This is a genomic window from Paraburkholderia sp. RCC_158 (genome assembly GCF_041355255.1).
Classification (GTDB): domain Bacteria; phylum Pseudomonadota; class Gammaproteobacteria; order Burkholderiales; family Burkholderiaceae; genus Paraburkholderia; species Paraburkholderia graminis.
In genome coordinates, this window is record NZ_JBFUPM010000035.1 from 1 (window position 1) to 23,878 (window position 23,878).

The 23,878-nt window shown below is 63.5% G+C and carries 21 protein-coding genes and 1 pseudogene; 7 read left to right on the forward strand and 15 right to left on the reverse strand.

Annotated elements, in window-relative coordinates; translation table 11 throughout:
- Positions 1 to 117: 117 nt before the first annotated feature.
- The 7 genes from AB6809_RS34040 to AB6809_RS34070 all read right to left on the reverse strand — a co-directional run bounded on the left by AB6809_RS34040 (position 118) and on the right by AB6809_RS34070 (position 6,322).
- Positions 118 to 903, reverse strand: coding sequence for a class III extradiol ring-cleavage dioxygenase (locus tag AB6809_RS34040; RefSeq protein WP_371028288.1), 786 nt, complete (start codon positions 901 to 903; stop codon positions 118 to 120).
- A gap of 134 nt (positions 904 to 1,037) precedes the next feature.
- Entirely contained in the window at positions 1,038 to 1,640 is a 603-nt protein-coding gene (locus AB6809_RS34045; RefSeq protein ID WP_371028289.1) for a UbiX family flavin prenyltransferase, read from the reverse strand.
- 40 nt (positions 1,641 to 1,680) lie between these two features.
- The gene (grxD, locus tag AB6809_RS34050) at positions 1,681 to 1,992 is read right to left on the reverse strand and encodes a Grx4 family monothiol glutaredoxin (protein WP_006052757.1); all 312 of its coding nucleotides are present in this window, start codon (positions 1,990 to 1,992) and stop codon (positions 1,681 to 1,683) included.
- Positions 1,993 to 2,149: 157 nt separating this feature from the next.
- Positions 2,150 to 3,019 carry a peptide chain release factor N(5)-glutamine methyltransferase gene (gene prmC / locus AB6809_RS34055; RefSeq protein ID WP_371028290.1) on the reverse strand — a complete coding sequence of 290 codons (870 nt, stop codon included), beginning with the start codon at positions 3,017 to 3,019 and terminating at the stop codon, positions 2,150 to 2,152.
- Positions 3,020 to 3,025: 6 nt separating this feature from the next.
- Complete coding sequence (prfA, locus tag AB6809_RS34060; protein ID WP_006052759.1) at positions 3,026 to 4,108, reverse strand: peptide chain release factor 1; 1,083 nt, start codon at positions 4,106 to 4,108, stop codon at positions 3,026 to 3,028.
- A gap of 128 nt (positions 4,109 to 4,236) precedes the next feature.
- Positions 4,237 to 5,523: a glutamyl-tRNA reductase gene (gene hemA, locus AB6809_RS34065; RefSeq protein ID WP_006052760.1), complete on the reverse strand. Its 1,287-nt coding sequence runs from the start codon at positions 5,521 to 5,523 to the stop codon at positions 4,237 to 4,239.
- Between the two features lie 88 nt (positions 5,524 to 5,611).
- A complete protein-coding gene (locus AB6809_RS34070; RefSeq protein WP_371028291.1) occupies positions 5,612 to 6,322 on the reverse strand; it encodes a response regulator transcription factor in 711 nt (236 codons plus the stop codon).
- 199 nt (positions 6,323 to 6,521) lie between these two features.
- Here AB6809_RS34070 and AB6809_RS34075 point away from each other — a divergent pair, with 199 nt between their 5' ends.
- From AB6809_RS34075 to AB6809_RS34085, 3 genes and pseudogenes are all read left to right on the forward strand, one after another.
- The gene (locus tag AB6809_RS34075; protein ID WP_029971298.1) at positions 6,522 to 6,803 is read left to right on the forward strand and encodes a hypothetical protein; all 282 of its coding nucleotides are present in this window, start codon (positions 6,522 to 6,524) and stop codon (positions 6,801 to 6,803) included.
- A gap of 19 nt (positions 6,804 to 6,822) precedes the next feature.
- Positions 6,823 to 8,637, forward strand: a complete 1,815-nt coding sequence (locus AB6809_RS34080; RefSeq protein WP_371028292.1) for an aminopeptidase P family protein — start codon at positions 6,823 to 6,825, stop codon at positions 8,635 to 8,637.
- Positions 8,638 to 8,682: 45 nt separating this feature from the next.
- A pseudogene (locus AB6809_RS34085) lies at positions 8,683 to 9,294 on the forward strand (HAD family hydrolase); the annotation flags it as partial.
- An 87-nt stretch (positions 9,295 to 9,381) separates the two neighbouring features.
- On the opposite strand, the gene AB6809_RS34090 reads toward AB6809_RS34085, so the two are convergent.
- The 8 genes from AB6809_RS34090 to ychF all read right to left on the reverse strand — a co-directional run bounded on the left by AB6809_RS34090 (position 9,382) and on the right by ychF (position 18,709).
- Positions 9,382 to 10,506, reverse strand: a complete 1,125-nt coding sequence (locus AB6809_RS34090) for a DUF748 domain-containing protein (RefSeq protein WP_371028293.1) — start codon at positions 10,504 to 10,506, stop codon at positions 9,382 to 9,384.
- A 343-nt stretch (positions 10,507 to 10,849) separates the two neighbouring features.
- Positions 10,850 to 12,517: an energy-dependent translational throttle protein EttA gene (ettA, locus tag AB6809_RS34095; protein ID WP_006052766.1), complete on the reverse strand. Its 1,668-nt coding sequence runs from the start codon at positions 12,515 to 12,517 to the stop codon at positions 10,850 to 10,852.
- Between the two features lie 217 nt (positions 12,518 to 12,734).
- Positions 12,735 to 13,037, reverse strand: a complete 303-nt coding sequence (locus tag AB6809_RS34100) for a DUF3761 domain-containing protein (RefSeq protein ID WP_371028294.1) — start codon at positions 13,035 to 13,037, stop codon at positions 12,735 to 12,737.
- A gap of 51 nt (positions 13,038 to 13,088) precedes the next feature.
- Positions 13,089 to 14,177, reverse strand: coding sequence for a sn-glycerol-3-phosphate import ATP-binding protein UgpC (locus tag AB6809_RS34105; protein WP_371028295.1), 1,089 nt, complete (start codon positions 14,175 to 14,177; stop codon positions 13,089 to 13,091).
- Positions 14,178 to 14,253: 76 nt separating this feature from the next.
- A complete protein-coding gene (ugpE, locus tag AB6809_RS34110) occupies positions 14,254 to 15,099 on the reverse strand; it encodes a sn-glycerol-3-phosphate ABC transporter permease UgpE (RefSeq protein WP_029971302.1) in 846 nt (281 codons plus the stop codon).
- The gene (gene ugpA / locus AB6809_RS34115) at positions 15,096 to 15,980 is read right to left on the reverse strand and encodes a sn-glycerol-3-phosphate ABC transporter permease UgpA (RefSeq protein WP_006052770.1); all 885 of its coding nucleotides are present in this window, start codon (positions 15,978 to 15,980) and stop codon (positions 15,096 to 15,098) included. The genes ugpE and ugpA overlap by 4 nt, the downstream gene beginning before the upstream one ends.
- Positions 15,981 to 16,055: 75 nt before the next feature.
- The gene (ugpB, locus tag AB6809_RS34120) at positions 16,056 to 17,390 is read right to left on the reverse strand and encodes a sn-glycerol-3-phosphate ABC transporter substrate-binding protein UgpB (protein ID WP_371028296.1); all 1,335 of its coding nucleotides are present in this window, start codon (positions 17,388 to 17,390) and stop codon (positions 16,056 to 16,058) included.
- Positions 17,391 to 17,614: 224 nt separating this feature from the next.
- On the reverse strand, positions 17,615 to 18,709 hold the full coding sequence (gene ychF, locus AB6809_RS34125) for a redox-regulated ATPase YchF (protein ID WP_006052772.1): 1,095 nt from the start codon (positions 18,707 to 18,709) through the stop codon (positions 17,615 to 17,617).
- A 269-nt stretch (positions 18,710 to 18,978) separates the two neighbouring features.
- Between ychF and AB6809_RS34130 the strand changes: the two genes are divergently transcribed.
- From AB6809_RS34130 to AB6809_RS34145, 4 genes are all read left to right on the forward strand, one after another.
- Positions 18,979 to 20,151 (forward strand): UbiH/UbiF family hydroxylase, encoded by a 1,173-nt coding sequence (locus tag AB6809_RS34130; protein ID WP_371028297.1) that lies wholly within the window; start codon positions 18,979 to 18,981, stop codon positions 20,149 to 20,151.
- Positions 20,152 to 20,326: 175 nt separating this feature from the next.
- A complete protein-coding gene (locus tag AB6809_RS34135) occupies positions 20,327 to 21,052 on the forward strand; it encodes a DsbC family protein (protein ID WP_006052774.1) in 726 nt (241 codons plus the stop codon).
- Between the two features lie 94 nt (positions 21,053 to 21,146).
- On the forward strand, positions 21,147 to 22,937 hold the full coding sequence (locus AB6809_RS34140; RefSeq protein ID WP_371028298.1) for a M61 family metallopeptidase: 1,791 nt from the start codon (positions 21,147 to 21,149) through the stop codon (positions 22,935 to 22,937).
- Between the two features lie 153 nt (positions 22,938 to 23,090).
- A complete protein-coding gene (locus AB6809_RS34145; protein ID WP_006052776.1) occupies positions 23,091 to 23,687 on the forward strand; it encodes an FMN-dependent NADH-azoreductase in 597 nt (198 codons plus the stop codon).
- Positions 23,688 to 23,878 lie beyond the last annotated feature (191 nt).

The window sequence follows — 23,878 nt, forward strand, 5'->3', positions numbered from 1 at the left end:
CCGAACCGCCCGGTGCGGACCCGCATGCCGGGTGGTGTGGCAGGGGTACGGCCTCATGGCCGTCCCCTATGCCGATTGCCGCGGACGCCGCGAGTCGTTCTTTGTCGAGCCCGGCGCTCAGGCCGTGCCGAACACGTAGTTCGTCATGGCGAGCGAGCGCTGATAGGTGCCGAGCGATTGAATTGCCAGCGAGTAATCGTCGTCGGCGGCGCCGAGTGCTGCGAAGACCGGCAGCAGATGCTCGTCGGTCGGGTGCATCAGCACCGCATGCGGCGCTTTGTGGCGATAGTCCAGCAACGCGTCGATGTCGCGCGCGGCGAGCCGTGCTTCGAACCAGTTGGTGAATTCGGCGACGCGCGGGTCGGCATCTTCCGGCCGCGCGGAAAAATCGGCGGCGCGCAGATTGTGCGTGATCTGGCCCGAGCCGATCACCATCACGCCGTCGTCCCTCAACGCGCGCAGCGCGCGGCCGACGCGAAAGTGATGCGCGGCGTCGAGGCGCGGTTGGATCGACAACTGCGCGACGGGCACGTCCGCATCCGGAAACATCAGCAGCATCGGCACCCATGCGCCGTGGTCGAGCCCGTGCGGCTCTTCGCCGGCGTGCATGCCGCTGTCGCGAAGCAGCGCGGCGGCGCGTCGCGCGAGATCGGCCGCGCCGGGCGCCGGATACTGGATCTCATATAACTGGCGCGGAAACCCGTAGAAATCGTGGATGGTTTCCGGCTTTGTGGCGGTGCTCGCGACAGGCTGCGCGGTGCCCCAATGCGCGGATAGCATCAACACGGACTCGGGACGCGGCAATTGCGCGCTCAGCGTCGCAAACTCGGCGGACGGCAGCGACGGATCGATCGGCAGCGTCGGCGCGCCGTGGGAAAGAAAAAGCGAAGGCAAGCGGTTCATGGCAGCGACGCGCTGCGAGGCGCGGACGAAGTTCGGTTGCTGTCAATATAGAGCCGCACCGTCGTTTGATAAACGGGTGAAAGCGGAATTGATTGTCTTGCGGTGGTTGGTAATCTCGGCGGACGGACGGACGATCACTCCTGGTCACCGCCTCGTAATCCGGCCCACGCCGGCGATAGCGCCGGCCCCAACGCAAACAGATCCAGCACGCGGGCAACCGTGTGATCGACCATGTCGTCAATCGTCGCCGGTTGGTTGTAAAACGCAGGCAAGGGCGGAAAGATCACGCCACCCATCTCCGTCACCGCCGCCATATTGCGCAGATGCGCGAGATTGAACGGCGTCTCGCGCACCAGCAGCACGAGCCGGCGGCGCTCCTTGAGGGTGACGTCGGCGGCGCGGGTGATCAGGTTGTCGGAGAAACCATGCGCGACGCTCGCGAGCGTTTTCATCGAACACGGCGCGACGACCATGCCGTCCGTCGCAAACGAACCGGACGCGATGCTCGCGCCCACGTCGCGCACCGAATGGACGACGTCCGCGAGCGGATGCACGTCTTCCTTCGACAACTGCAATTCGTGGCGGATATTGAGCCAGCCGGCGCTCGAAATCAGCAGATGACTTTCGACGCCGCCGAGCTTGCGCAACGTCTGAAGCAAGCGGATGCCGTAAATGGCGCCGGTCGCGCCGGTGATGGCGACGATCAGCCGGCGTGGCGCCGCAGCGCGTGTTTCCATGACTGGCGGCGCCTTGTAGGAACAGCTTCGGACTGGACGATCAGGCCGCGGCGAACAGTTGCTGCAATTCGCCCGATTCGTACATTTCCATCATGATGTCCGAGCCGCCGACGAATTCGCCCTTCACATAGAGCTGCGGAATGGTCGGCCAGTTCGAGAACTGCTTGATGCCCTGGCGAACTTCGTCGTCTTCGAGGACGTTGACCGTCTTGAACTCGTTGACATTGCACGCCTTGAGGATCTGGATGGCGCGGCCGGAAAAGCCGCACATCGGGAACTGGGCGCTGCCCTTCATGAAGAGCACGACGTTGTTTTCGTCGACGATTTGCTTGATGCGTTGTTGCGTATCCATGACTGACCTTGCGGTTCCGAGTATGTGTAGGGAATAGGCTGAAATGATAGCGGATTTCGCCCGCACCGGCCGACGGCCGCTTTGTCCATCCGCGCGTTGCGGCTATTGCGGCGGCTTGCGTCAGCTAGCGTGCTGACGTATCAGCATGTCAGCGTGCTCAGCCGGCAAGCCGCCCGCCGCTGATTCGCTCGATGCCCGCAAGGTCGCGCTCCGATCTGACATCCACGAAGCCTTGCGCTGTCAGAAGTTCGCGGACGGCTTCGGCCTGATCGTAGCCGTGCTCCATCCACAGAACGCCGCGCGCGGCAAGACGCGCGGGCGCGCCGGCGACGATCGCGCGGATCGCGCTGAGGCCGTCGGCTTCGTCGGTGAGCGCGCCGCGCGGCTCATAGCGCAAGTCGCCTTGCTCCAGATGCGGGTCACCGCTCGCGATATACGGCGGGTTGCTCACGATCACGTCAAAGCGCAGCGCCGTATCCAGCGAGCCGTACCAGTCGCTTTGCGCGAACGTTACGGCGCCGCCTGGCCGTTTCGCATCCAGCAGACGCGCGGCGTTGCGCGCCGCGACCGCGAGCGCTTCCGGTGAACGGTCGAGCGCGGTCACTTGCGCGTCCGGGCGCATCGACGCGATCGCCACTGCAATGGCGCCCGTGCCGGTGCCGAGATCGAGCACGCGCGGGCGCGGAAGATTTCCCATCGCCGTGAGCGCCGTTTCGACCAGCAATTCGGTCTCCGGACGCGGAATCAGCACATGCGGCGTCACCTCGAATTCAAGCCCGAAGAACTCGCGGACGCCGACAATTTGCGCAATCGGCTCGCCGGCCACGCGCCGCGCCTGCAACGCGAGATAACGCTCGACGCACTCGCTGTCGAGCGCTTCGTCCGCGCGCGTGATCAACTGCGTATGGCGCCAGCCGAGCACATGCGTGAGCAAAATGCGCGCTTCGAGCGGCGGCAGCGGCGAGGCGCGCAACAACGCCGCGGGCGTGGCCGCCTGGTCGCGATTGGGCGGCGCGTTCGCGGTCATCGGCGCTTAATCCGCGTCGCCGAGCGAAGCAAGCAGCTCCGCCTGATGTTCGCTGACGAGCGCGCTGATCAGTTCGTCAAGATCGCCGTCCATGATTGCATCGAGGCGATACAGCGTCAGATTGATCCGATGATCTGTCAGACGCCCTTGCGGGAAGTTGTAGGTGCGAATCCGCTCCGAGCGATCGCCCGAGCCGATCAGACTCTTGCGCGTCGCCGCTTCTTTCGCCTGCTGCTCGTGCGACTGCTTGTCCTTGATGCGCGCCGCGAGCACCTTCAGCGCGCGGTCCTTGTTCTTGTGCTGCGAGCGGTCGTCCTGACATTCGACGACGATGCCCGTCGGCAAGTGCGTGACGCGCACGGCCGAATCCGTCTTGTTGATGTGCTGACCGCCCGCGCCCGACGCCCGGAACGTGTCGATGCGCAGATCGGCCGGATTGATTTCGACTTCGCCGATCTCGTCGGCTTCCGGCATGACCGCCACCGTGCACGCGGACGTGTGAATGCGGCCCTGCGTTTCGGTTGCCGGCACGCGCTGCACGCGATGGCCGCCGGACTCGAACTTCAGCTTCGAATACGCGGCTTCGCCCGCGATCCGCACGATCACTTCCTTATAGCCGCCCAGATCGGATTCGCTCGCCGACATCATCTCGACCTGCCAGCGGTTGCGCTCGGCGTAGCGCAAATACATGCGCAACAGGTCGCCTGCAAAAAGCGCGGACTCGTCGCCGCCGGTGCCGGCGCGAATTTCGAGGAAGATGTTGCGGTCGTCGTTCGGATCTTTCGGCAACAGCATCTTCTGCAGTTCGCCTCCGAGCTGTTCCATGCGCTCACGCGCCGCGCGAATTTCCTCTTCGGCGAATTCGCGCATGGAGATGTCCGTCAGCAGTTCCTGCGCGGTGGCGGCGTCGTGCATGGCCTGGCGCCACAGCGCGTATTGCTCGACGACGGGCCCAAGCTCGGCGTGTTCGCGCGTGAGCTTGCGATATTGATCGAGGTTCGAGGTGATGTCCTCGCGGCTTAACAGATCGTTCAGTTCGGCCAGCCGTGTCGTCAGCTGGTCGAGCTTGCGTTGCATGCTCGTTTTCATCGGGCGGGTATCGGAGCGGGCTCCGGAAGGACAGCAACCAGGAAAATGGGCGGATGCCCGGGACAGAAGCATGTGGCGGGCCACTGCGAGGCCACCGGCGGGTGGCGCGGACGAGGCGGTGCGCGCCGCTAACGTTCCGAAGAACCGGAGTGTTTGTAGAAGCCGCCCATCAATTCGATGAGCGTGTCGCGGTTTTCGCCACTAGCGCGGTTAAGCGCATGAGTGGGGCCGTGAATCAGCTTGTTGGTGAGCGCTTGCGACAGCGCCTCGATCACCGCGGCAGGATCGTCGCCGCGCGCGAGCATTTTCTGCGCGCGTTCGACTTCGGCCCGGCGCAGCACGTCGGCTTGCGTATGCATATGACGGATCACCGGCACGATGCTGCGCGCCTCGAGCCACTGCATGAAATTCTGCACACGCGTTTCGATGATCGCTTCGGCCTGTGCAACCGCGGCCTGGCGCGACGCGTTGCCTTCGCGGACGATCGCGCCGAGATCGTCGACGGTGTACAGGAACACGTCTTCCAGCTTGCCGACTTCCGGTTCGATGTCGCGCGGAACCGCCAGATCGACCATGAAGATCGGCCGATGGCGGCGCGCCTTGACCGCGCGCTCGACCGCGCCCAGGCCGATGATCGGCAACGTGGAAGCCGTGCACGACACGATGATGTCGAACTCGTGCATGCGCGTCGGCAAGTCCGACAGCGGAATGGCCCGGCCGTTGAAGCGCTCCGCGAGCCGCGTGCCGCGCTCGGCCGTGCGGTTCGCGACCACGAGTTCACGGGGCTGCTGCGCGGCGAAGTGCGTCGCGCATAGTTCGATCATTTCGCCCGCGCCGATGAACAGCACGCGCTGGTTCGACACCTTGTCGAAAATGCGCTGCGCGAGCCGCACGGCAGCGGCTGCCATCGAAACCGACTGCGCGCCGATCTCAGTCGTGCTGCGCACTTCTTTTGCGACGGCGAACGTGCGCTGGAACAACTGGTTCAGATAAGTGCCGAGCGCGCCTGCTTCGGACGCGGTGCGCACGGCGTCCTTCATTTGTCCGACGATTTGCGTTTCGCCGAGCACCATCGAATCGAGGCCCGAGGCGACGCGGAACGCGTGGCGCACGGCTTCCGACTGCGGCAGCGCGTAGACGTGCGGCGCGAGTTCCTCGATGGGCAGGTTGTGATACCGCGACAGCCATTGGATCGCGGCTTCGCGCGCGGCCTGGTCGTCGGTCGCGCAATAGAGTTCGGTGCGATTGCAGGTAGAGAGAATCGCCGCTTCAGGCGCCGAGCGGGCCGTGCCGCCGAGCCAGACGCTCTTGAAGGTGTCCAGTGCAGGCTTGATCTGTTCGAGCGGAAACGCCACGCGTTCGCGCAAGGCGACAGGCGCTGTGTGGTGATTGATTCCGATCGTTAAGAGCTGCATGCTGGGGAGCTATGGTTTAGCCCCATATTATAGCGTTTTCGCGATTCTTACTCGCTGCGCCTCGCACCCGCGCCGCTTATGCCAGCCATCAGGCCGGTGCGGCAGCGCCTTCCACGGAAAATGCGTCGAGCTGATAGCCGTAGCCGTACAGCGGCGCAAGCGAATAGCCATGCTCCGGGCGCAATTCGAGCTTGGACCGCACGCGCGACGCGTGCGTGTCGACGGTGCGCGACTTTACGTCGCGGCGCCGTGCCCACACGGTTTCCATGATGTGCGCGCGCGACACGGGCCGCGACAGATTGGTGAACAGCAGCAGCGCGAAGCGGAACTCCTTCGGCGTCAGCGTGACCACGCGGTTGCGGAACGTGACGGCGAAGTTGGCGGCGTCGAACGTATAGCCGCGAATCACGTCGTGCCGTCGATTGGGCGGCCGGCGCAAGCCTGCGCGCCGCAGCAGCGCGTCGACGCGTGCGAGCGTTTCGGGGCCGCGTACCGGTTTGGCGAGGCAGTCGTCGGCGCCCGCGTGCAGCACGGCGACGATCTGGCTTTCGCGCGGCTCCGTCATCATCACGATGACCGGCAGGCTCGGCAGAACGGCTCGGGCACGCGCGATCACGTCTTCGGCGGAATGGTCGCCGGTCCAGTTTTCGGTAATCAGCAGATCGAAGAATTGGTCCGCGGCTTGCGCGAGGAACGGGGCGCTCGTGGCGAAGTGCTGACACACGTGGCCGCCGGCGAACATGAGCCGGGTGACCAACTGGGCGTGCCGCGGGTCCGGCTCGATAAGGGCGATTCGCATGCGCGCAATCCACTTGACGACGGCCAGGAACCAGGCTTTTCCGTAAGGCCTCCAGCTTGCCTAACATCACCCCGACCCCTAAACTCAACCGCTGTGCGGAAAGCGCCGTGCTGATTTTTTGAGAAGAGACAAAAATGCTAGCTGTCGTTGTGCCTCGCGCCCATGAGACAAATCCGAAACTGCGCGAGTCCATCCGCTGATGGGCTGGGCTGGAATCGTCGTACTCGGAGCCGCAATCGGCTTCGCGGGTTGGTGGTTGCATCCGCTGCGCCGCTTGAACAACGCCGGCCGCTCCGGCGGCTCGAAAGGCGCCCGCCTATGGGTGGCGCTGCTGGCCGGCGTGCTGGGCGCGATCGTCGCGCGCATGGCCGGCAATGTGACCGGTCTTTTCCATGACGGCGAGATACTGGAATGGCCTGTGTGCACGGCCGTCGCCATGATCGCCGTCGCCGTGACGGTCGGCTTGCTTTCCCGTCGATGAATACTTGCAGGTGACCTCCATGAATGCCCGACTTCCCCAAACTTCTTCCATTCCCGAACGGCTCGCCGGCTTGCGCAGCGCGATGGCGCGCGAAGGCGTCGCTGCTTACCTCGTGCCGTCCGCGGACCCGCATTTGTCCGAATATCTGCCGGGGCGTTGGCAGGGCCGCGAATGGCTGTCCGGCTTCACCGGCTCGGCGGGCACGCTGATCGTCACCGCCGACTTCGCGGGCGTCTGGACCGATAGCCGCTATTGGGAGCAGGCCAATGCGCAACTGGCCGGCAGCGGCGTTCAGCTCATGAAGATGACCGGTGGTCAGCAGACCGCGCCGCATTTCGAGTGGCTCGCTGAAAACGTGGGGCCGGGCGGCACCGTCGGCGTGGACGGCGCCGTGCTCGGCGTGGCGGCGGCGCGGGCTTTGACTCAAGCGCTCACGGCGCGCGGCGTGAAGCTGCGCACCGACGTCGATCTGTTCGACGGCATCTGGCCGCAGCGCCCGTCGCTGCCCGATGCGGCGGTGTTCGAACACGCCGCGCCGCATGCAAGCGTCACGCGTCCGGAAAAGCTCGCGCAGGTCCGTCGCGCGATGGCGGAAAAGGGCGCGCAGTGGCACTTCATTTCCACGCTCGACGACCTTGCGTGGCTCTTCAATCTGCGCGGCGCCGACGTCAGCTTCAACCCGGTTTTCGTCGCGCACGCGTTGATCGGCGAACACGGCGCGTCGCTTTTCGTCTCCGACGGCAAGGTGCCGCCCGCGCTCGCCGAAGCGCTCGCGCGCGACGGCGTCAATGTCGAGCCCTACGCCAAAGCGGCCGATGCGCTCGCCGCGCTGCCCGCCGGCAGCACCTTGTTGATCGACCCGCGCCGCATCACGTACGGCTCGCTGCAATCGGTGCCGTCGACGGTGAAGGTGGTCGAGGCGGTCAATCCGTCCACCTTCTTCAAGTCGCGCAAGACCGAAGCCGAGGCGAAGCACGTGCGCGAGACGATGAAGCAGGACGGCGCGGCGCTCGCCGAATTTTTCGCGTGGTTCGAAAGCGCGCTCGGCCGCGAGACGATCACCGAACTCACAATCGACGAACGTCTGACGGCCGCGCGCGCGCGTCGGCCGGGTTTCGTGTCGTTGAGCTTTGCGACCATTGCGGGCTTCAACGCGAACGGCGCGATGCCGCACTATCGCGCGACTCGGGAATCGCATTCGGTGATCGAGGGCAACGGCCTGTTGCTGATCGACTCCGGCGCGCAATATCTGAGCGGAACGACCGACATCACGCGCGTGGTGCCGATCGGCACGATCAGCGACGCACAGCGGCGCGATTTCACGATCGTGCTGAAGGGCACCATGGCGCTGTCGCGCGCGAAGTTCCCGCGCGGCATCCGCTCGCCGATGCTCGACGCCATCGCGCGCGCGCCGATCTGGGAAGCCGGTGCCGACTACGGTCACGGCACGGGCCACGGTGTCGGCTATTTCCTGAACGTTCACGAAGGCCCGCAAGTAATCGCGCACTACGCGCCGGCCGAACCGTGGACGGCGATGGAAGAAGGCATGATCACGTCGATCGAACCGGGCGTCTACCGGCCAGGCAAGTGGGGCGTCCGGATCGAGAATCTGGTGCTGAACGTGCCTGCCGGCCAGACGGAATTCGGTGACTTCCTCGAGTTCGAGACGCTCACGCTGTGCCCGATCGACACGCGTTGCCTCGACTTGTCACTGCTGCGCGACGACGAACGCGCGTGGCTCAACAGCTATCACGAGACGGTGCGCACGCGCCTCGCGCCGCATGTTTCCGGCGACGCGAAGACGTGGCTCGAACTGCGCACGCAGCCTGTCTGAGCAGCCGTATAACGACGTTTAACGAAACATCGCCACGGAGAGCGCATGGCCATCAAGGCAGTGGTGTTCGATTTCGGCGGCGTGCTGATCGACTGGAATCCCGAGTACCTGTATCGGCAACTGATTCCAGACGAAGCCGAGCGCCGCTGGTTTCTGACTCATGTGTGCTCGATGGATTGGGTGGTTCGCCAGGACGGCGGCCAGCCGATCGCCGAGGCAACGGCCGAACTCATCGCGCGGTTCCCCGACCACGAAGCGCTGATCCGCGCGTTTTACGAGCGCTGGCATGAAATGGTGGCCGGCGTGCTCGACGACGGCGTCGCGATCATGGAAAAGCTCGAGGCCGCCGAGGTGCCGCTCTTCGGCCTGACGAACTGGTCGGCCGAGACCTTTCCTTATGCGTGGGAAAACTACCCGGTGCTGCGGCGCTTTCGCGACATCATCGTGTCGGGGCGGGTGGGTCTGGTGAAGCCCGATCCGGCCATTTTCGCGGCGATGCTCGAGCGAATCCACGCGCAAATGCCGGGCATCGAGCCGTCCGAACTCGTCTTTATCGACGACAACCCGAAGAACGCCGCAGCCGCTACGGCGCTCGGCTGGTACGGCGTGCATCACATCAGCGCCGCGCAGACCGAAGCGAGGCTGCGCGAGCTGGGTTGCCGGTTTGACCAGACGCGCTTGGCGAACGCAGACCGCTTGGGCGCATCCGCTCGCGCGCCGTGTTCGCCACGCGGTTTGATCCGCTCACTGCCCCAGCAAATTCTTCAACGCATTTCCCAGGCCTTTTACCGTTTCGCCCGCGCCTTTCGCCACGCCTTCCACGCTGACGCCCAGCGCTTTCGCGAAGCCGGCGGCGATGCGCGTCGTCAGCCCTTCCTGCACCGAGAATTTCGGGTCGCGTAAATTGCCGTCGAGCACGAAGTGCAGCGTGATGTCGCCGTTGTGCGCCTTCAAAGCGGCAACCGCAGCCTTCGTCGGAATGGACATGAACGTGTCGAGCGGATTGCCCGTGTCCGCAAGTTGCAACTGATGAACCGTGATCGTGCCGGGCGCGTGCAACTGATAATTGTGCACCGACGACTCGATGCTCATGTCGATCGTGCCGCTTGTCACTTGCGCCTTCGCGCCGGCTTTCTTCACGAGATACGGATCGAGCATGACGACGTCGACGCCGCGCAGTGTGCTGGTCGTCTGCGAATCCTTGCTGGCGATTTTGATCCAGCCGCTGAACGTCACCGTGCCGGTGTGCGACGGCCCTTTGATCGAGCCTCTGACATTGACGTTGGTCGGCTCCGTGAGCGCGGGCAGACGAATGTTGTCGACGGTCGCGTTCGCGTCGCCCACCGTCACCTTGTAGGCCGGCGACCCGACCGTCATGTCGTAGAAATGAAAGCGGCCCTGCTCGAAACTGATGTGATCGACCTGCTTGTCGCGCGGCATCGAACTCGTTGACGCGCCGCCTGCGTCGTCGTTAGTGCTGTTGACCGATTGACGCAGATTCGGCAGCAGACGGATCGTGCCGTTTTGCGTGCGCAGCACCGCCATGTCGAAACCGCGCACCGTCACGCTGCGGATATGCATGCGGCGCTGGAGTAGATCGCGGATGTCCGGCGTCAGGATGATCTCGTCCGCTCTCAACGGATCGCCGGCGGGCCAGCCAGGCGGCGGCTTCAACAGAACGTTGCTGAGATGCACCGAGGTCACGCCGACGTCGATGCTTTGCGCGCTGCCGAGCGGACCGAGTGCGGCTATTACTCGCGCTTTCACTTCGCGCTGCGCGTATTGCAGCAGGCCGAATGCAATAACGACGAGCACGACCAGCACGCTGCTCGCGGCAGCGATCCAGCGTTGGCTCTTCGACATTGCCATGCTTGTTCCCTCGTCATCGCAACGTGCGTGCAGTGTGATCAAGATGAATGCGCGCCGTCCAATACAAGTCGCGCGGACGACATATAGCACGCGCAACGGAGCAATGCGTGTGCCGTGTCGCATGTCGCCGATGTCTGGCGTAGGTGAAGGGTATCGAAGGAGGGTAGGGAGTTGCTGCGAAGAACGGCTGAGCGTGCGGCGCACGCACGCTGACCGTTTGCAAAGCTGAGGGGATAACTGCGCCAAGTGCGGCCTGCTCGTCTTCCGACAAGCAGGCCGCTTTTCGCGCAGCTTCTGACGCGGTGAACCTTTAACGCCGTGTACCTTTAACGCCGCGTGAACCTTAACGCGTGATCGGCTTATACCGCAGACGCTTCGGACGCGCCGCTTCTTCACCCAGGCGTGCGCGCTTGTCCGCTTCATACTCCTGGTAATTACCGTCGAAGAACGTGATTTGCGAATCGCCTTCGAACGCGAGAATGTGCGTCGCGATCCGGTCGAGGAACCAGCGGTCGTGCGAAATCACCATCACCGAGCCGGCGAATTCGAGCAATGCGTCTTCGAGCGCGCGCAGCGTTTCGACGTCGAGATCGTTCGACGGTTCGTCGAGCAGCAGCACATTGCCGCCGGCAATCAACGTCTTCGCGAGATGCAGACGGCCGCGCTCGCCGCCCGACAGATTGCCGACCGTCTTCTGCTGATCGCCGCCCTTGAAGTTGAAGCGGCCAATGTACGCACGCGACGGCGTCTCGTACTTGCCGACCGTCAGCACGTCGGCGCCGCCGGAAATTTCTTCGAACACAGTCTTCGTCGAATCGAGCGCGTCGCGGCTCTGGTCGACGTAAGCGAGCTTCACCGTCGGTCCCATGACGATCTCGCCCGAATCCGGCTGTTCGCGGCCAGTCAGCATGCGGAACAGCGTGGACTTACCCGCGCCGTTCGGACCGATGATGCCGACAATCGCGCCCGCCGGAACCTTGAAGCTCACGTTGTCGAGCAGCAGCCGGTCGCCATACGACTTGCTGACGTTCTTGAACTCGATCACTTCATTGCCGAGGCGGTCGCCGACCGGAATGAAGATTTCCTGCGTTTCATTGCGCTTCTGATAATCCTGGCTGTTCAGTTCCTCGAAGCGCGCAATACGCGCCTTCGACTTCGCCTGACGGCCCTTCGGATTCTGGCGCACCCATTCCAGTTCTTTCTTGATCGCCTTCTGACGCGCGGATTCCGACGCTTCTTCCTGCTTCAGGCGCTCTTCCTTCTGATCGAGCCAACTGCTGTAGTTGCCCTTCCACGGAATGCCGTGGCCACGGTCGAGTTCGAGAATCCACTCGGCCGCGTTATCGAGGAAGTAGCGATCGTGCGTGACCGCGACGACCGTGCCCGGAAAGCGCGTGAGGAACTGTTCGAGCCAGTCGACCGATTCCGCGTCGAGGTGGTTGGTCGGTTCGTCGAGCAGCAGCATGTCGGGCTTTTCGAGCAGCAGCTTGCACAGCGCGACGCGGCGCTTTTCGCCGCCCGACAGATGTTCGATTTTCGCGTCCCAGGCCGGCAGACGCAGCGCGTCGGCGGCGATCTCGATCTGCTGTTCGGCGCTGCCGCCGTCGGTGGTCGCGAGAATCGCTTCGTACTTCGCCTGCTCGGCGGCGAGCGCGTCGAAGTCCGCGTCCGGTTCCGCGTAGGCCGCGTAAATTTCATCGAGCTTCTTCTGCGCGTTGAACACGTCGCCGAGACCTTCTTCGACGGTTTCGCGCACCGTCTTGTTCGGATCGAGCTGCGGTTCTTGCGGCAGATAGCCGATGTTCAGATTCGGCATCGGCGTCGCTTCGCCTTCGATGTCCTTGTCCACACCGGCCATGATGCGGATCAGCGTCGACTTGCCCGAGCCGTTCAGGCCGAGCAGGCCGATCTTCGCGCCGGGGAAAAACGACAGTGAGATGTCTTTCAGGATTTGACGCTTGGGCGGCACGATCTTGCCAACCCGGTTCATGGTGAAGACGTATTGGGCCATTTGCTTGTGTGCTTGATAGACGTTGACGACGCCGGCCGCATTCGGGCGGGCAGCCGTGGGTGGATCGGTAATCGGTGTGTGCCGGGGCGGCGTCGAACACGCTGTCAGCGCAACGACGCGAGCACCCCGGGTGCAAATCGCATTGTACTTCGGCAGGGGAGTGCGGGCGGTAGCGCGGCTTGCGGCTTGGGTCAGTTCGCGCGCGGTCCCGGTGAAATCACAGCCAGCTTGCTACGCCGCCGTGCCGTGAACAGGTTCCGCCGTGGTGCCGGCTGAAACTGTAGGTGCCGTCGCGGCAACGGGCGGTCGCGCCGTCGGGCGCCTTGCCCGACAGTGAGCGGGCCGGCGCGTGTACCGTGTTGCCGTCGCGATTGGTGTAGGTGTTGTGATTGCTGAGATCGGCTTCGTCGGGCGTTGTGCCGGGCGCGACGTACGCGAATGCGGGCGAGATGTTAAGCGACAGCGTCAGCAAAAGCGCAACCGATGCGCCACGGGCGGTTCTAAGACCAATACCTTGCATGGCGTTAGAGATTGTTCTTGTAGTTGTGAGTATTGTTATGAGGCGCTCAACTTAGTTCACCCGCCGGCCACTCGTCGAATCGAAGAAATGCAGATGACGCGCGGGCAACGCGACCTGCAATGCCTCGCCAGCCGCGGGCCGATGCGCGTGCGGCAAACGCACGGTCACGTCATGCTTGCCCCATCGTCCGTGCGCGAGATTGTCGGCACCGAGCAACTCGCATGAATCGACGGTGAGCATTGCGTGCGGCGCATCCGCTTGCCCCGGACTCATATGCTCCGGACGAATACCTAGCGTGTATTCGCGCCCCTTGGCGATTTCGCCGCCAATCGACGCCACGCCCGCGAGCGGCAGTTGCGGCCCGTTGCCGGCTATGTCGAACGTGGAGCCGTCGTCCGACACGCGGCCTTGCAGCAGATTCATTCCCGGCGAGCCGATGAAGCCCGCGACGAACACCGTCGCCGGCCGTTCATAGACCTCGGTCGGTGCGCCGATCTGCTCGGCGTGGCCCTTGTTCATCACGATCACGCGTTGCGCGAGCGTCATCGCTTCGATCTGATCGTGCGTGACGTACAGGCTCGTCGTAGAGAGCCGCGCATGCAGACGCTGAATCTCGAGCCGCATTTGCACGCGCAGACGCGCGTCGAGATTCGACAACGGTTCGTCGAAGAGAAACACGGCCGGTTCGCGCACGATCGCGCGGCCCATCGCGACGCGTTGACGCTGCCCGCCCGACAGTTCGCGCGGCTTGCGCTGCAACAGCGCTTCGAGTTCGAGAATCTGCGCGGCCGCGTTCACGCGCTGCGCGATCTGCGCCCGCTCGACGCCCGCGATCTTCAGCGCATAGCCCATGTTTTCAGCCACGCTCATATGCGGATAGAGCGCATAGTTCTGAAACACCATCGCGATGTTGCGGTCCTTCGGCTCCAGTTCGTTCACCACTTTGCCGGCGATCGAAATGCTGCCCTCGGAGATGCGCTCGAGTCCTGCCACCATCCGCAGCAACGTCGATTTGCCGCAACCGGACGGCCCGACCATCACGACGAATTCGCCGTCGTTCACATCGACGTCGATGCCGTGCAACACGAACTGTTTGCCGTCGTAGGTTTTTTTAACGCCTTGCAGTGTCAATGCAGCCATGCGGTTTTAGCCCTTCGTTTGCGTGTCTTTTGTCATTCGTGCGTGCTTGCCTCAAGCGCGGTTTGCGCCGCGCGGATCATTTCTCGGCATCCACGAGACCGCGCACGAACCAGCGCTGCATGGTCAGCACGACGGCGAGCGGCGGCAGCATCGCGAGCAGCGTGGCCGTCATCACGAGATGCCATTCGGTGGCCGTGTCGCCCGAAGCGATCATGCTCTTGATACCGACGACGGCGGTTGTCAGCGACTGCTGGCTCGTGATCAGAATCGGCCACAAATACTGGTTCCAGCCGTAAATAAACGTGATGACGAAGAGCGCCGCCATGTTCGTTTTCGACAGCGGCAACACGACGTCCCAGAAGAAACGCATCGCACCCGCGCCGTCGATGCGCGCCGCTTCCATCAACTCGTCGGGCAGCGTCATGAAGAACTGGCGAAACAGGAACGTGGCCGTTGCGGACGCAATCAGCGGCAATGTCAAACCGCTATACGTATTGCTCAGATTCATCGACGACACGACTTGCACGGTCGGGAAGATACGCACTTCGACCGGCAGCATCAGCGTGATGAAGATCAGCCAGAACGACAGGTTGCGAAACGGAAAGCGGAAGAACACGATCGCATACGCGGAGATCATCGACACGGCGATCTTGCCGATCGAAATGGCGAGCGCCATCACGAGGCTGTTGAACAGCATGCGGCCGAACGGCGCTGCCGCGTTGCCGCTGCCGTGCGCCCACACGGTCGCGATGTTGTCGAACAGATGCGAGCTCGGCACCAGCGACAGCGGCACGGTGAAGATCTGCTGTTCGTTCATGGTCGCCGCGCAGAACGCGACGTACACCGGAAACACGACCAGCACGACGCCGAGTATCAGCACCGCGTGGCAGAAGAGGTCGAAACCGCGGCGGTTCTCGATCATGAGTATTGAACCCTGCGTTCGATGAAGCGGAATTGCACGACCGTCAACGCGACGACGATCACCATCAGCACGACGGATTGCGCGCCCGAGCTGCCGATGTCGAGTCCCTGGAAACCTTCGGCGAAAATCTTGTAGATCAGCGTGCGCGTCGATTGAGCGGGGCCGCCACCCGTCGCTGCGTCGATCACCGGAAAGGTGTCGAAGAACGCGTAGGTGATGTTGATGACGAGCAGGAAGAAGCTCGTCGGCGACAGCAGCGGCAGCGCGATGCCGAAGAAGCGTCGCACGGGACCGGCGCCGTCGATGGCCGCGGCTTCGATCAGCGAGCGCGGAATCGCCTGCAAGCCCGCGTAGAAGAACAGGAAGTTATAGCTGACCTGCTTCCACACCGACGCAAGCACGACAAGAAACATCGCTTGTCCCGCGTTCAAAGCGTGATTCCACACAATGCCTTGCTTCGCGAGCGCGAACGTTACGAGGCCGATGCTCGGGTTGAACAGAAACGACCACAGCACGGCGGCGATGGCCGGCGCGACCGCATACGGCCAGATCAGCAGCGTCTGATACGCCTTTGCGCCGCGCGTCACGCGGTCCGCGCAGACCGCGAGCAGCAGCGAAATCACGAGGCCCGATACGGTGACGAGCGCGCAGAAAATAATCGTCGTGTTGAACGACGACAGATACAGCGGATCGGCGAAGAGCTGCTTGAAGTTCGCGAGCCCGACAAATTCGCTCGACGTGCCGAACGCGTCCTGACTTTGCGTGGATTGCCACAGCGCTTCGCCGGCGGGCCACAGAAAGAAGAGCGCCGTGATCGCGAGTTGCGGCGCGACGAGCAGATAGGGCAGCAGGCTGGTGCCGAAGCGGGAGCGCTTTTCCATCGAGGAATCTCAAGAGTTTTGCTGCAAGCGGGTTCCGGCGCGAGTGCGCCGGAACCGACGATGCCGACGCGGGAATTAACTGCCCGCTTTCTCGAAACGCCGCAGCAGTTCGTCGCCGCGCGAGACCGCCGAGTCGAGCGCCTGTTGCGGCGTCTTCTTTTCACCCCACACCTGCTCGAGCTCTTCGTCGATGATCGTGCGGATCTGCGGCATATTGCCAAGGCGCAAGCCCTTCGTGTACGGCAGCGGCGGCTTGTTGAGCATCTGCTTGATCGCCGTATCGCTGCCGGGGTTCTTCTCGTAGAAGCCCTGTTGCTGCGTCAACTGATACGCGGCGGTCGTGACCGGCAAATAGCCGGTGTCCTGATGCCACTTCGCGGCGACTTCGGGCGAGCTCAGATACGACAGGAATTTCGCCACGCCCTTGTAGACGGCCGGGTCCTTGCCCGCCAGCACCCACAAGCTCGCTCCGCCGATAATCGCGTTCTGCGGCGCGCCCTTCACGTTCGCGTCGTAAGGCATCATGCCCGTGCCGAAGTTGAACTTCGCGTACTTCTTGATCGTGGCAAGCGAGCCCGACGAGTTCGTGATGATGCCGCAGTCGCCGCTATAGAACTTCGAGATCGGTTCGTCCTTGCGGCCAACGTACGTGAACGTGCCGTCTTTCTGCATGCTCTGCAGGAACTGGATGTGCGCGACCTGCAGCGGCTTGTTGAATTCGAGTTGCGCGTCGGCGCCGTCGAAACCGTTGTTCTTCGATGCGAACGGCGCGCCGTGCCACGCGCTGTAGTTCTCCAACTGAATCCAGCTTTGCCAGCCCGACGAATAGCCGCACGCCATGCCCGACGCTTTCAGCTTCTGCGCGTCGGCCTGGAGTTCGGCCCAGGTTTTCGGCGGCTGGTTCGGATCGAGACCGGCTTTCTTGAACGCGTCCTTGTTGTAATAGAGGACGGGCGTCGAGCTGTTGAAGGGCATCGAAATCAGATGACCCGTTTTCGCGTCGCTGTAATAGCTTGCGATGGTCGGCACGAACGCCTTTTCGTCGAGCGGCACGCCGGCTTGCTTGAACACGTCCGAGACGGGCACGACGGCTTTTTTAGCCTGCATCATCGTCGCGGTGCCGACTTCGTACACTTGCAGGATGGACGGCGCGTTGCCGCTGCGATAAGCGGCGATGCCGGCCGCGAGCGTCTGGTCGTAAGTGCCCTTGAACACCGGCACGATCTTGTAGTCCGACTGCGACGCGTTGAACGCGTTGGCGATGTCGTTCAGACGTTCGCCCAACGCGGCTTCCATGGCGTGCCAGAACTGGATTTCAGTGGCGGCCTGGGCCGTCTGGCTCATGCCGACGGTGCCCACACTCAGTGCAGCGGCGACGGAAAGCGAACGGAACAGCGGCTTGAAACTCATCGATTTGTCTCCTCATCGGAAGGTGCGCGAATGCGAATCGCGCGATTCTATTTGTGTTCGATGACAGTCCGGCGTCGGCCGGCGGATGCCGCAATTTAACATCGGCTGTGAGGAAACTGGAATAGCTGGGTTCTCTAATGCAAAAAGCCCGCGCGAGGCGGGCTTTTCAAAACGCCGGCGTGAGCCGCCAGGCGGTGCTGCGAATATTGCGGCTTTAAAGGCCTTTACACGTTGAACAGGAAGTTCATCACATCCCCGTCGTGCACCACATATTCCTTGCCTTCCGCGCGCATCTTGCCGGCTTCTTTCGCGCCTTGCTCGCCCTTATAGGTGATGTAGTCGTTAAACGAAATGGTCTGCGCGCGAATAAAGCCGCGCTCGAAGTCGGTGTGAATCGCGCCCGCGGCTTGCGGCGCGGTATCGCCGACATGAATGGTCCACGCGCGCACTTCCTTCACGCCTGCGGTGAAGTAGGTTTGCAGGCCGAGTAGCTTGAAGCCCGCGCGAATCACGCGGTTCAGGCCCGGCTCTTCCATGCCCATGTCGGCGAGGAACACTTCCATGTCGGCTTCGTCGAGGTCGGCGATTTCCGCTTCGATTGCTGCGCACACCGCGACGACCGGCGCATTTTCCGACGCCGCGAACTTCGCGACCGCGTCCAGATGCGGATTATTCTGGAAGCCGTCTTCCTTGACGTTCGCCACATACATGGTCGGTTTCGCGGTGATCAGGCAGAACGGCTTAAGCGTCGCCTTCTCTTCGTCCGACAGATCGAGCGCGCGCACGGGCTTGGCCTGATCCAGTTGAGCGCGCACCTTTTCCAGCACGGCGGCGTTCTTGATGGCTTCCTTGTCGTTGCCCGACTTGGCGGCCTTCGAATAACGCGCGAGCGCTTTTTCAACCGTTGCCAGGTCGGCCAGCGCGAGTTCGGTGTTGATGACTTCGATGTCCGACAGCGGATCGATCTTGTTCGCGACGTGAATCACGTTCTCGTCTTCGAAGCAGCGCACGACGTGCGTGATCGCGTCCGTTTCGCGGATGTTGGCGAGGAACTGGTTGCCGAGACCTTCGCCCTTGCTTGCGCCCGCCACCAGACCGGCGATGTCGACGAATTCCACGACCGCCGGCAGGATGCGCTCGGGCTTGACGATTTCCGCGAGCGCTTTCAGGCGCGCGTCCGGCACTTCCACAATGCCGACGTTCGGCTCGATCGTGCAGAACGGATAGTTTTCGGCGGCGATGCCCGCCTTGGTCAGCGCATTGAACAGAGTGGACTTGCCGACGTTAGGCAAGCCGACGATGCCGCATTTGAGGCTCATGGAAATCCTTCAGTGATTCAGTAAATTGCGTGATGCGCTCGACGCCGTATTGCAGGATTCGTGAGCCTTCGGCTTAGGCCGGCAAGAAAAACGCAGCGGAGCGGGACACGACACCAGAGCGGGCGTTGGCTCGACGGTTCTGGGCGGTTTTGTCACGGAAAGCGTAATTGTAACCCGTCTTGTAGCCCGTCCCACCGGCTCCTTGACGTGGCTTCAGGAAGCTGCGCGCCCGGTCCGTCCCCCACAACCCCCACGGCTATAATGCGCGGATGAACGCACACCATCAGACTTTCGATGCCGCGGTGATCGGCGGCGGGCTGGTCGGCAAGACCGCCGCGCTCGCGCTCACGCAAGGCGGACTGCGCATCGCGCTGCTCGCGCAAGCCTGCGCGCCGCTGGCCGCCGGCGCTTCGTTCGACTCGCGGGGGTACGCGTTGTCGTCCAGTTCGCAGGCGCTGCTCGAGCGTTTGCGCGTGTGGCAGGCGCTCGATCTGTCGCGGCTTGGCCCCGTCTACGACATGCGGGTCTATGGCGATGCTCACGCGGAGCTGCATTTCTCCGCGTTTCAGGCGTCGGTGCCGCAACTGGCGTGGATCGTGGAGTCGTCGGTGATCGAGCGCGCGCTCGACGCGGCGTTGCGCTTTCAGCCGAATCTCACGTGGATCGACAGCCGCGCCCAGGCGCTCGATTTCACCGCCGAAAGCGCGAGCGTCGGTCTCGCTAACGGCAACGTGCTGGTGGCGGATCTCGTCGTCGGCGCGGACGGCGCGCATTCGTGGGTGCGCGCGCAGATCGGCTCGAAGATGAACCGGCGCGACTATCGGCAGACGGGCGTCGTCGCCAATTTCAAGGCGGAAAAGCCGCACGGCGAAACCGCGTTCCAATGGTTCAGGGACGGCGAAATCATTGCGCTGCTGCCTATGCCGGACGGCCACGTGTCGCTCGTCTGGTCGGCGCGCACCGAGCACGCCGAGCAACTGATTGCGCTCGATCCTGCGCAACTCGCCGCCGAAGTGGAGCGCGTGACGGGCGGCCAGCTCGGCGGACTCGATTGCGTGACGCCCGCGCAGGGTTTTCCGCTCGCGCTGCAGACCGTGGACCGCCTCGTCGCGCCGCGCGTGGCGCTGGTCGGCGACGCCGCGCATCTGATCCATCCGCTCGCGGGGCAGGGCATGAACCTCGGTCTGCGCGACGTCGCGGCGCTGGCCGATACGGTCGCAGACAAGGAGTCGTTCCGCGATCTCGGCGACATGGTGCTGCTGCGGCGCTACGAACGCGCGCGCCGCGAAGACATTCGCGCGCTGATGATCGCCACCGACGGCCTGCAAAAACTCTTCTCGGTGCCGGGACCGTTGGCGAAGATCGTGCGCAATAGCGGGATGGCTTTCGTCGGCGCGCAGCCGTTCATCAAGCGCTGGCTGGTGTCGGCCGCGCTTGGCTGAAGCGGCCGTCGAACTCCCTTCAAAATGCCCGCGAAAACGCCCGCTGAAATACCGCGCGGCATTTGCGGCCGATGACACGGGTATCATGAACGCACAGAGGCGGTTCGCGTCAAACCGGCAACCTCGCAAAACGCCAACTCGTGCCCCATGCGCACGATTGAACCAGGAATTCAGCATGAAAAAAACCTTCCGCATGGCGGCTGCCGTGCTCGCGATCGCCGCCGTCACGATCGGCTGCTCCGCGCAGGCCGACCAGACCACCGACAAACTCAAGGCCACGCTGCAAACGCGTCTTGCCGACGTGACGATCAAGAGCGTGACGAAGTCGCCGATCGCCGGCCTTTACGAAGTGAACCTCGGCAGCCAGATCGTCTATAGCGACGCCAACGGCGACTATGTGCTGCTCGGCGACATGGTCGATACGAAGACGCGCAAGAATCTGACGGACGCGCGTCTGTCGGAGACCAATCGCATCGACTTCGCGAGCCTGCCGTTTGCAAACGCCGTGAAAGTGGTGAAGGGCAACGGCGCGCGCAAGATTGCCGTGTTCTCCGATCCGAACTGCCCGTACTGCAAGCAGCTCGAAACCACGCTGAAGTCGATCGACAACGTGACGGTCTACACCTTCCTGTACCCGGTTTTGTCGCCGGATTCGACCGCCAAGTCGAAGTCGATCTGGTGTTCGGCGGATCGCGCGAAGGCATGGGAATCGTGGATGCAGAACCATCAGGCGCCCACCGCCGCCGGCACCTGCGACACCGCCGCGATCGACAAAAACCTGGCGCTCGGCCACGCGATGAACGTGGAAGGCACGCCGACCGTGTTCCTCGCCGACGGCCGCCGCCTGCCCGGCGCCGTGCCGGCCGACCGGCTCGACAAGGAAATGGCCGCGGTGCACTGAGCACGCGGCTCACACCTGACAAAGGAGGCGCGAGAGGCGCCTCCTTTCGCATCAAGCTCCCAAACAATCACACAGAAAAATCCACTCGCCGCCGATGAAGCCGATCCGCTACACCATCGTTCCCAAGCAGCCCGCCGCCCATCTGTTCGAAGTCACCGTGACCGTCGCCGATCCCGATCCGGCCGGCCAGCGTTTCATGCTGCCGGTGTGGATTCCCGGCAGCTACATGGTGCGCGAGTTCGCGCGCAACATCGTCACGCTGCGCGCTTTCAACGACGCGGGCCGCAAGGTGCGTGTCGAGAAAACCGACAAGCACACGTGGCAGGCCGCGCCGGTGAAGGGTGCGCTGACGCTGCGCTACGAGGTCTATGCGTGGGATCTGTCGGTGCGCGCCGCGCATCTGGACGACACGACGGGGTTTTTCAACGGCACAAGCGTGTTCCTGGCGCCGCTCGGTCACGAGGACGCGCAGTGCGTGGTCGACATTCAGAAGCCGCAGGGCGCGGCGTATCGCGGCTGGCGCGTCGCCACCGCGCTGCCGGAAGCGCGCGGCACCAAGCGCTATGGCTTCGGCGAATATCGCGCGCAGAATTACGATGAGCTGATCGACCATCCCGTGACGCTCGGCGAATTCGAGCTTGCGACATTCAACGCGCACGGCGTGCCGCACGACGTCGTGATCGCTGGGCGCGTGATCGCGCTCGACATGGCGCGGCTTTGCGCGGACCTGAAGCGCATCTGCGAAGCGCAGATCGCGCTGTTCGAGCCGAAGTCGAAAAAAGCGCCGGTGGATCGCTACGTGTTCATGGCCCAAGCCGTCACCGACGGTTATGGCGGGCTCGAACATCGCGCGTCGACGGCGCTCATCTGCAATCGCGGCGATCTGCCGGTGCAGGGCCGCGATGCGCTCACCGAAGGCTATCGGACTTACCTCGGCCTGTGCAGCCACGAATATTTCCACACGTGGAACGTGAAGCGCATCAAGCCGGCGGTGTTCGCGCCGTATGACCTTTCCGTCGAAAACTACACGTCGCTGCTGTGGCTGTTCGAAGGCTTCACCTCTTACTACGACGACCTGATTCTCGTGCGCAGCGGCCTGATTTCCGCCGACGATTACTTCGGCATGCTCGGCAAGGTGATCGGCGGCGTGCAGCGCGGCAGCGGGCGCACGAAGCAGACCGTCGCCGAAAGCTCGTTCGACGCGTGGGTCAAATACTATCGGCAGGACGAGAACGCGCCGAACGCGATCGTCAGTTATTACACGAAGGGCTCGCTCGTCGCGCTTTCCTTCGACCTGGCGATTCGCGCGCAAACCGGTCATCGCAAGTCGCTCGATGATGTGATGCGTCTGCTGTGGCAGCGCTTTGGCCGCGACTTCTATCGCGGCAAGCCGGTTGGCGTGGAGGAGGGCGAAGTCGAGGCGCTCATCGCCGAGGCGACCGGTGTGCACCTGGGCGAACTGTTCGCACAAGCCGTGCACGGCACGCGCGATCTGCCGCTTGAGACGTTGCTCGAACCGTTCGGCGTGACGATCGCGCCGGAGCCTGACAAGAACGGCAAGCCGTCGCTCGGCGCGCGCGTGCGCGGCGGCGCCGATTGCACGCTGGCCGCGGTCCACGAAGGCAGCGCCGCGCAGAAAGCCGGGCTCTCGGCCGGCGACGTGCTGATCGCGCTCGACGGCCTGCGCGTGACGGGCACGAATCTGGACGCGCTGCTCGCGCGCTATCAGCCGGGCGCGAAGGTCGAAGTGCACGCGTTTCGCCGCGACGAGCTGCGCACCGCGCAACTCAAGCTGGACGGGCCGGAAGTGTCGCGCTACAAGCTCGCCGCCACCGACAAGCGGCCCGCTGCCCGCAAGGCGCGCGAACGCTGGCTCGCAAGCTGATTGTAATTGTCGCCGGGTTTAATTGACGTGCTCAGCGGCGGATTGTTCTACCAGTGCAACAATCCGTCGCCGCAGGATGGCTTTTTCCGCAGTCGGTAAAAAAACACAATGACTCCACTCGCGCAAAACTGCGCGCCCACTACTGGAGTCACCATGACCACGATCCTGCAAATCAACTCGGCAGCCCGCTCGCAAGGCGCGAATTCCACGTTGCTCGTCAACGAACTGACCGAAAAGCTGCAACAGTCGAATCCGGGCGCGCAAGTCGTCGTCCGCAATCTGCAAGCCGAACCGCTGCCGCACCTGGACGACGCTGTCCTCGGCGCGTTCTTCACGCCGGCCGACCAGCGGACCGCCGAGCAAGCCGCCATCGCCGCCCGCAGCGAAGCGCTGATCGCTGAACTGCAAGCCGCCGACATCGTCGTGATCGGTGCGCCGATGTACAACTTCGGCATCTCGTCGCAACTGAAGACGTACTTCGACTTCATCGCGCGCGCCGGCATCACGTTCAGCTATACCGCGAACGGTCCGCAAGGTCTGGTGACGGGCAAGAAGGTCTACGTCGTGTCGGCTCGCGGCGGCAAGTATGTCGGCACGCCGAACGACAGCCAGACCCCGTATCTGAAGAGCTTCCTCGGCTTCCTCGGCATGACCGACGTGAACTTCATCTACGCCGAAGGCCTGAACATGGGCCCGGACGCAGCGAGCGCCGCGCTGGCCGCCGCGCGCGAAGCGATCGCTGTTGCTTGAGGTTGAGATGTCGGCTTTGAGCCGACTGGTCGGGGCTGGTGACGCCGCTTGACTGCGGCGCCTGGTTTCTCGATGCAATTGGAAACGCCACGGGGTGTGAGCCGCGTGGCGTTTTTGTTTCGGGCGGCGTGGGGCGTGAGAGCGACGGTAATGCCGAAGCCTGAAGCCTGAAGCCTGAAGCCCGAAGCCGC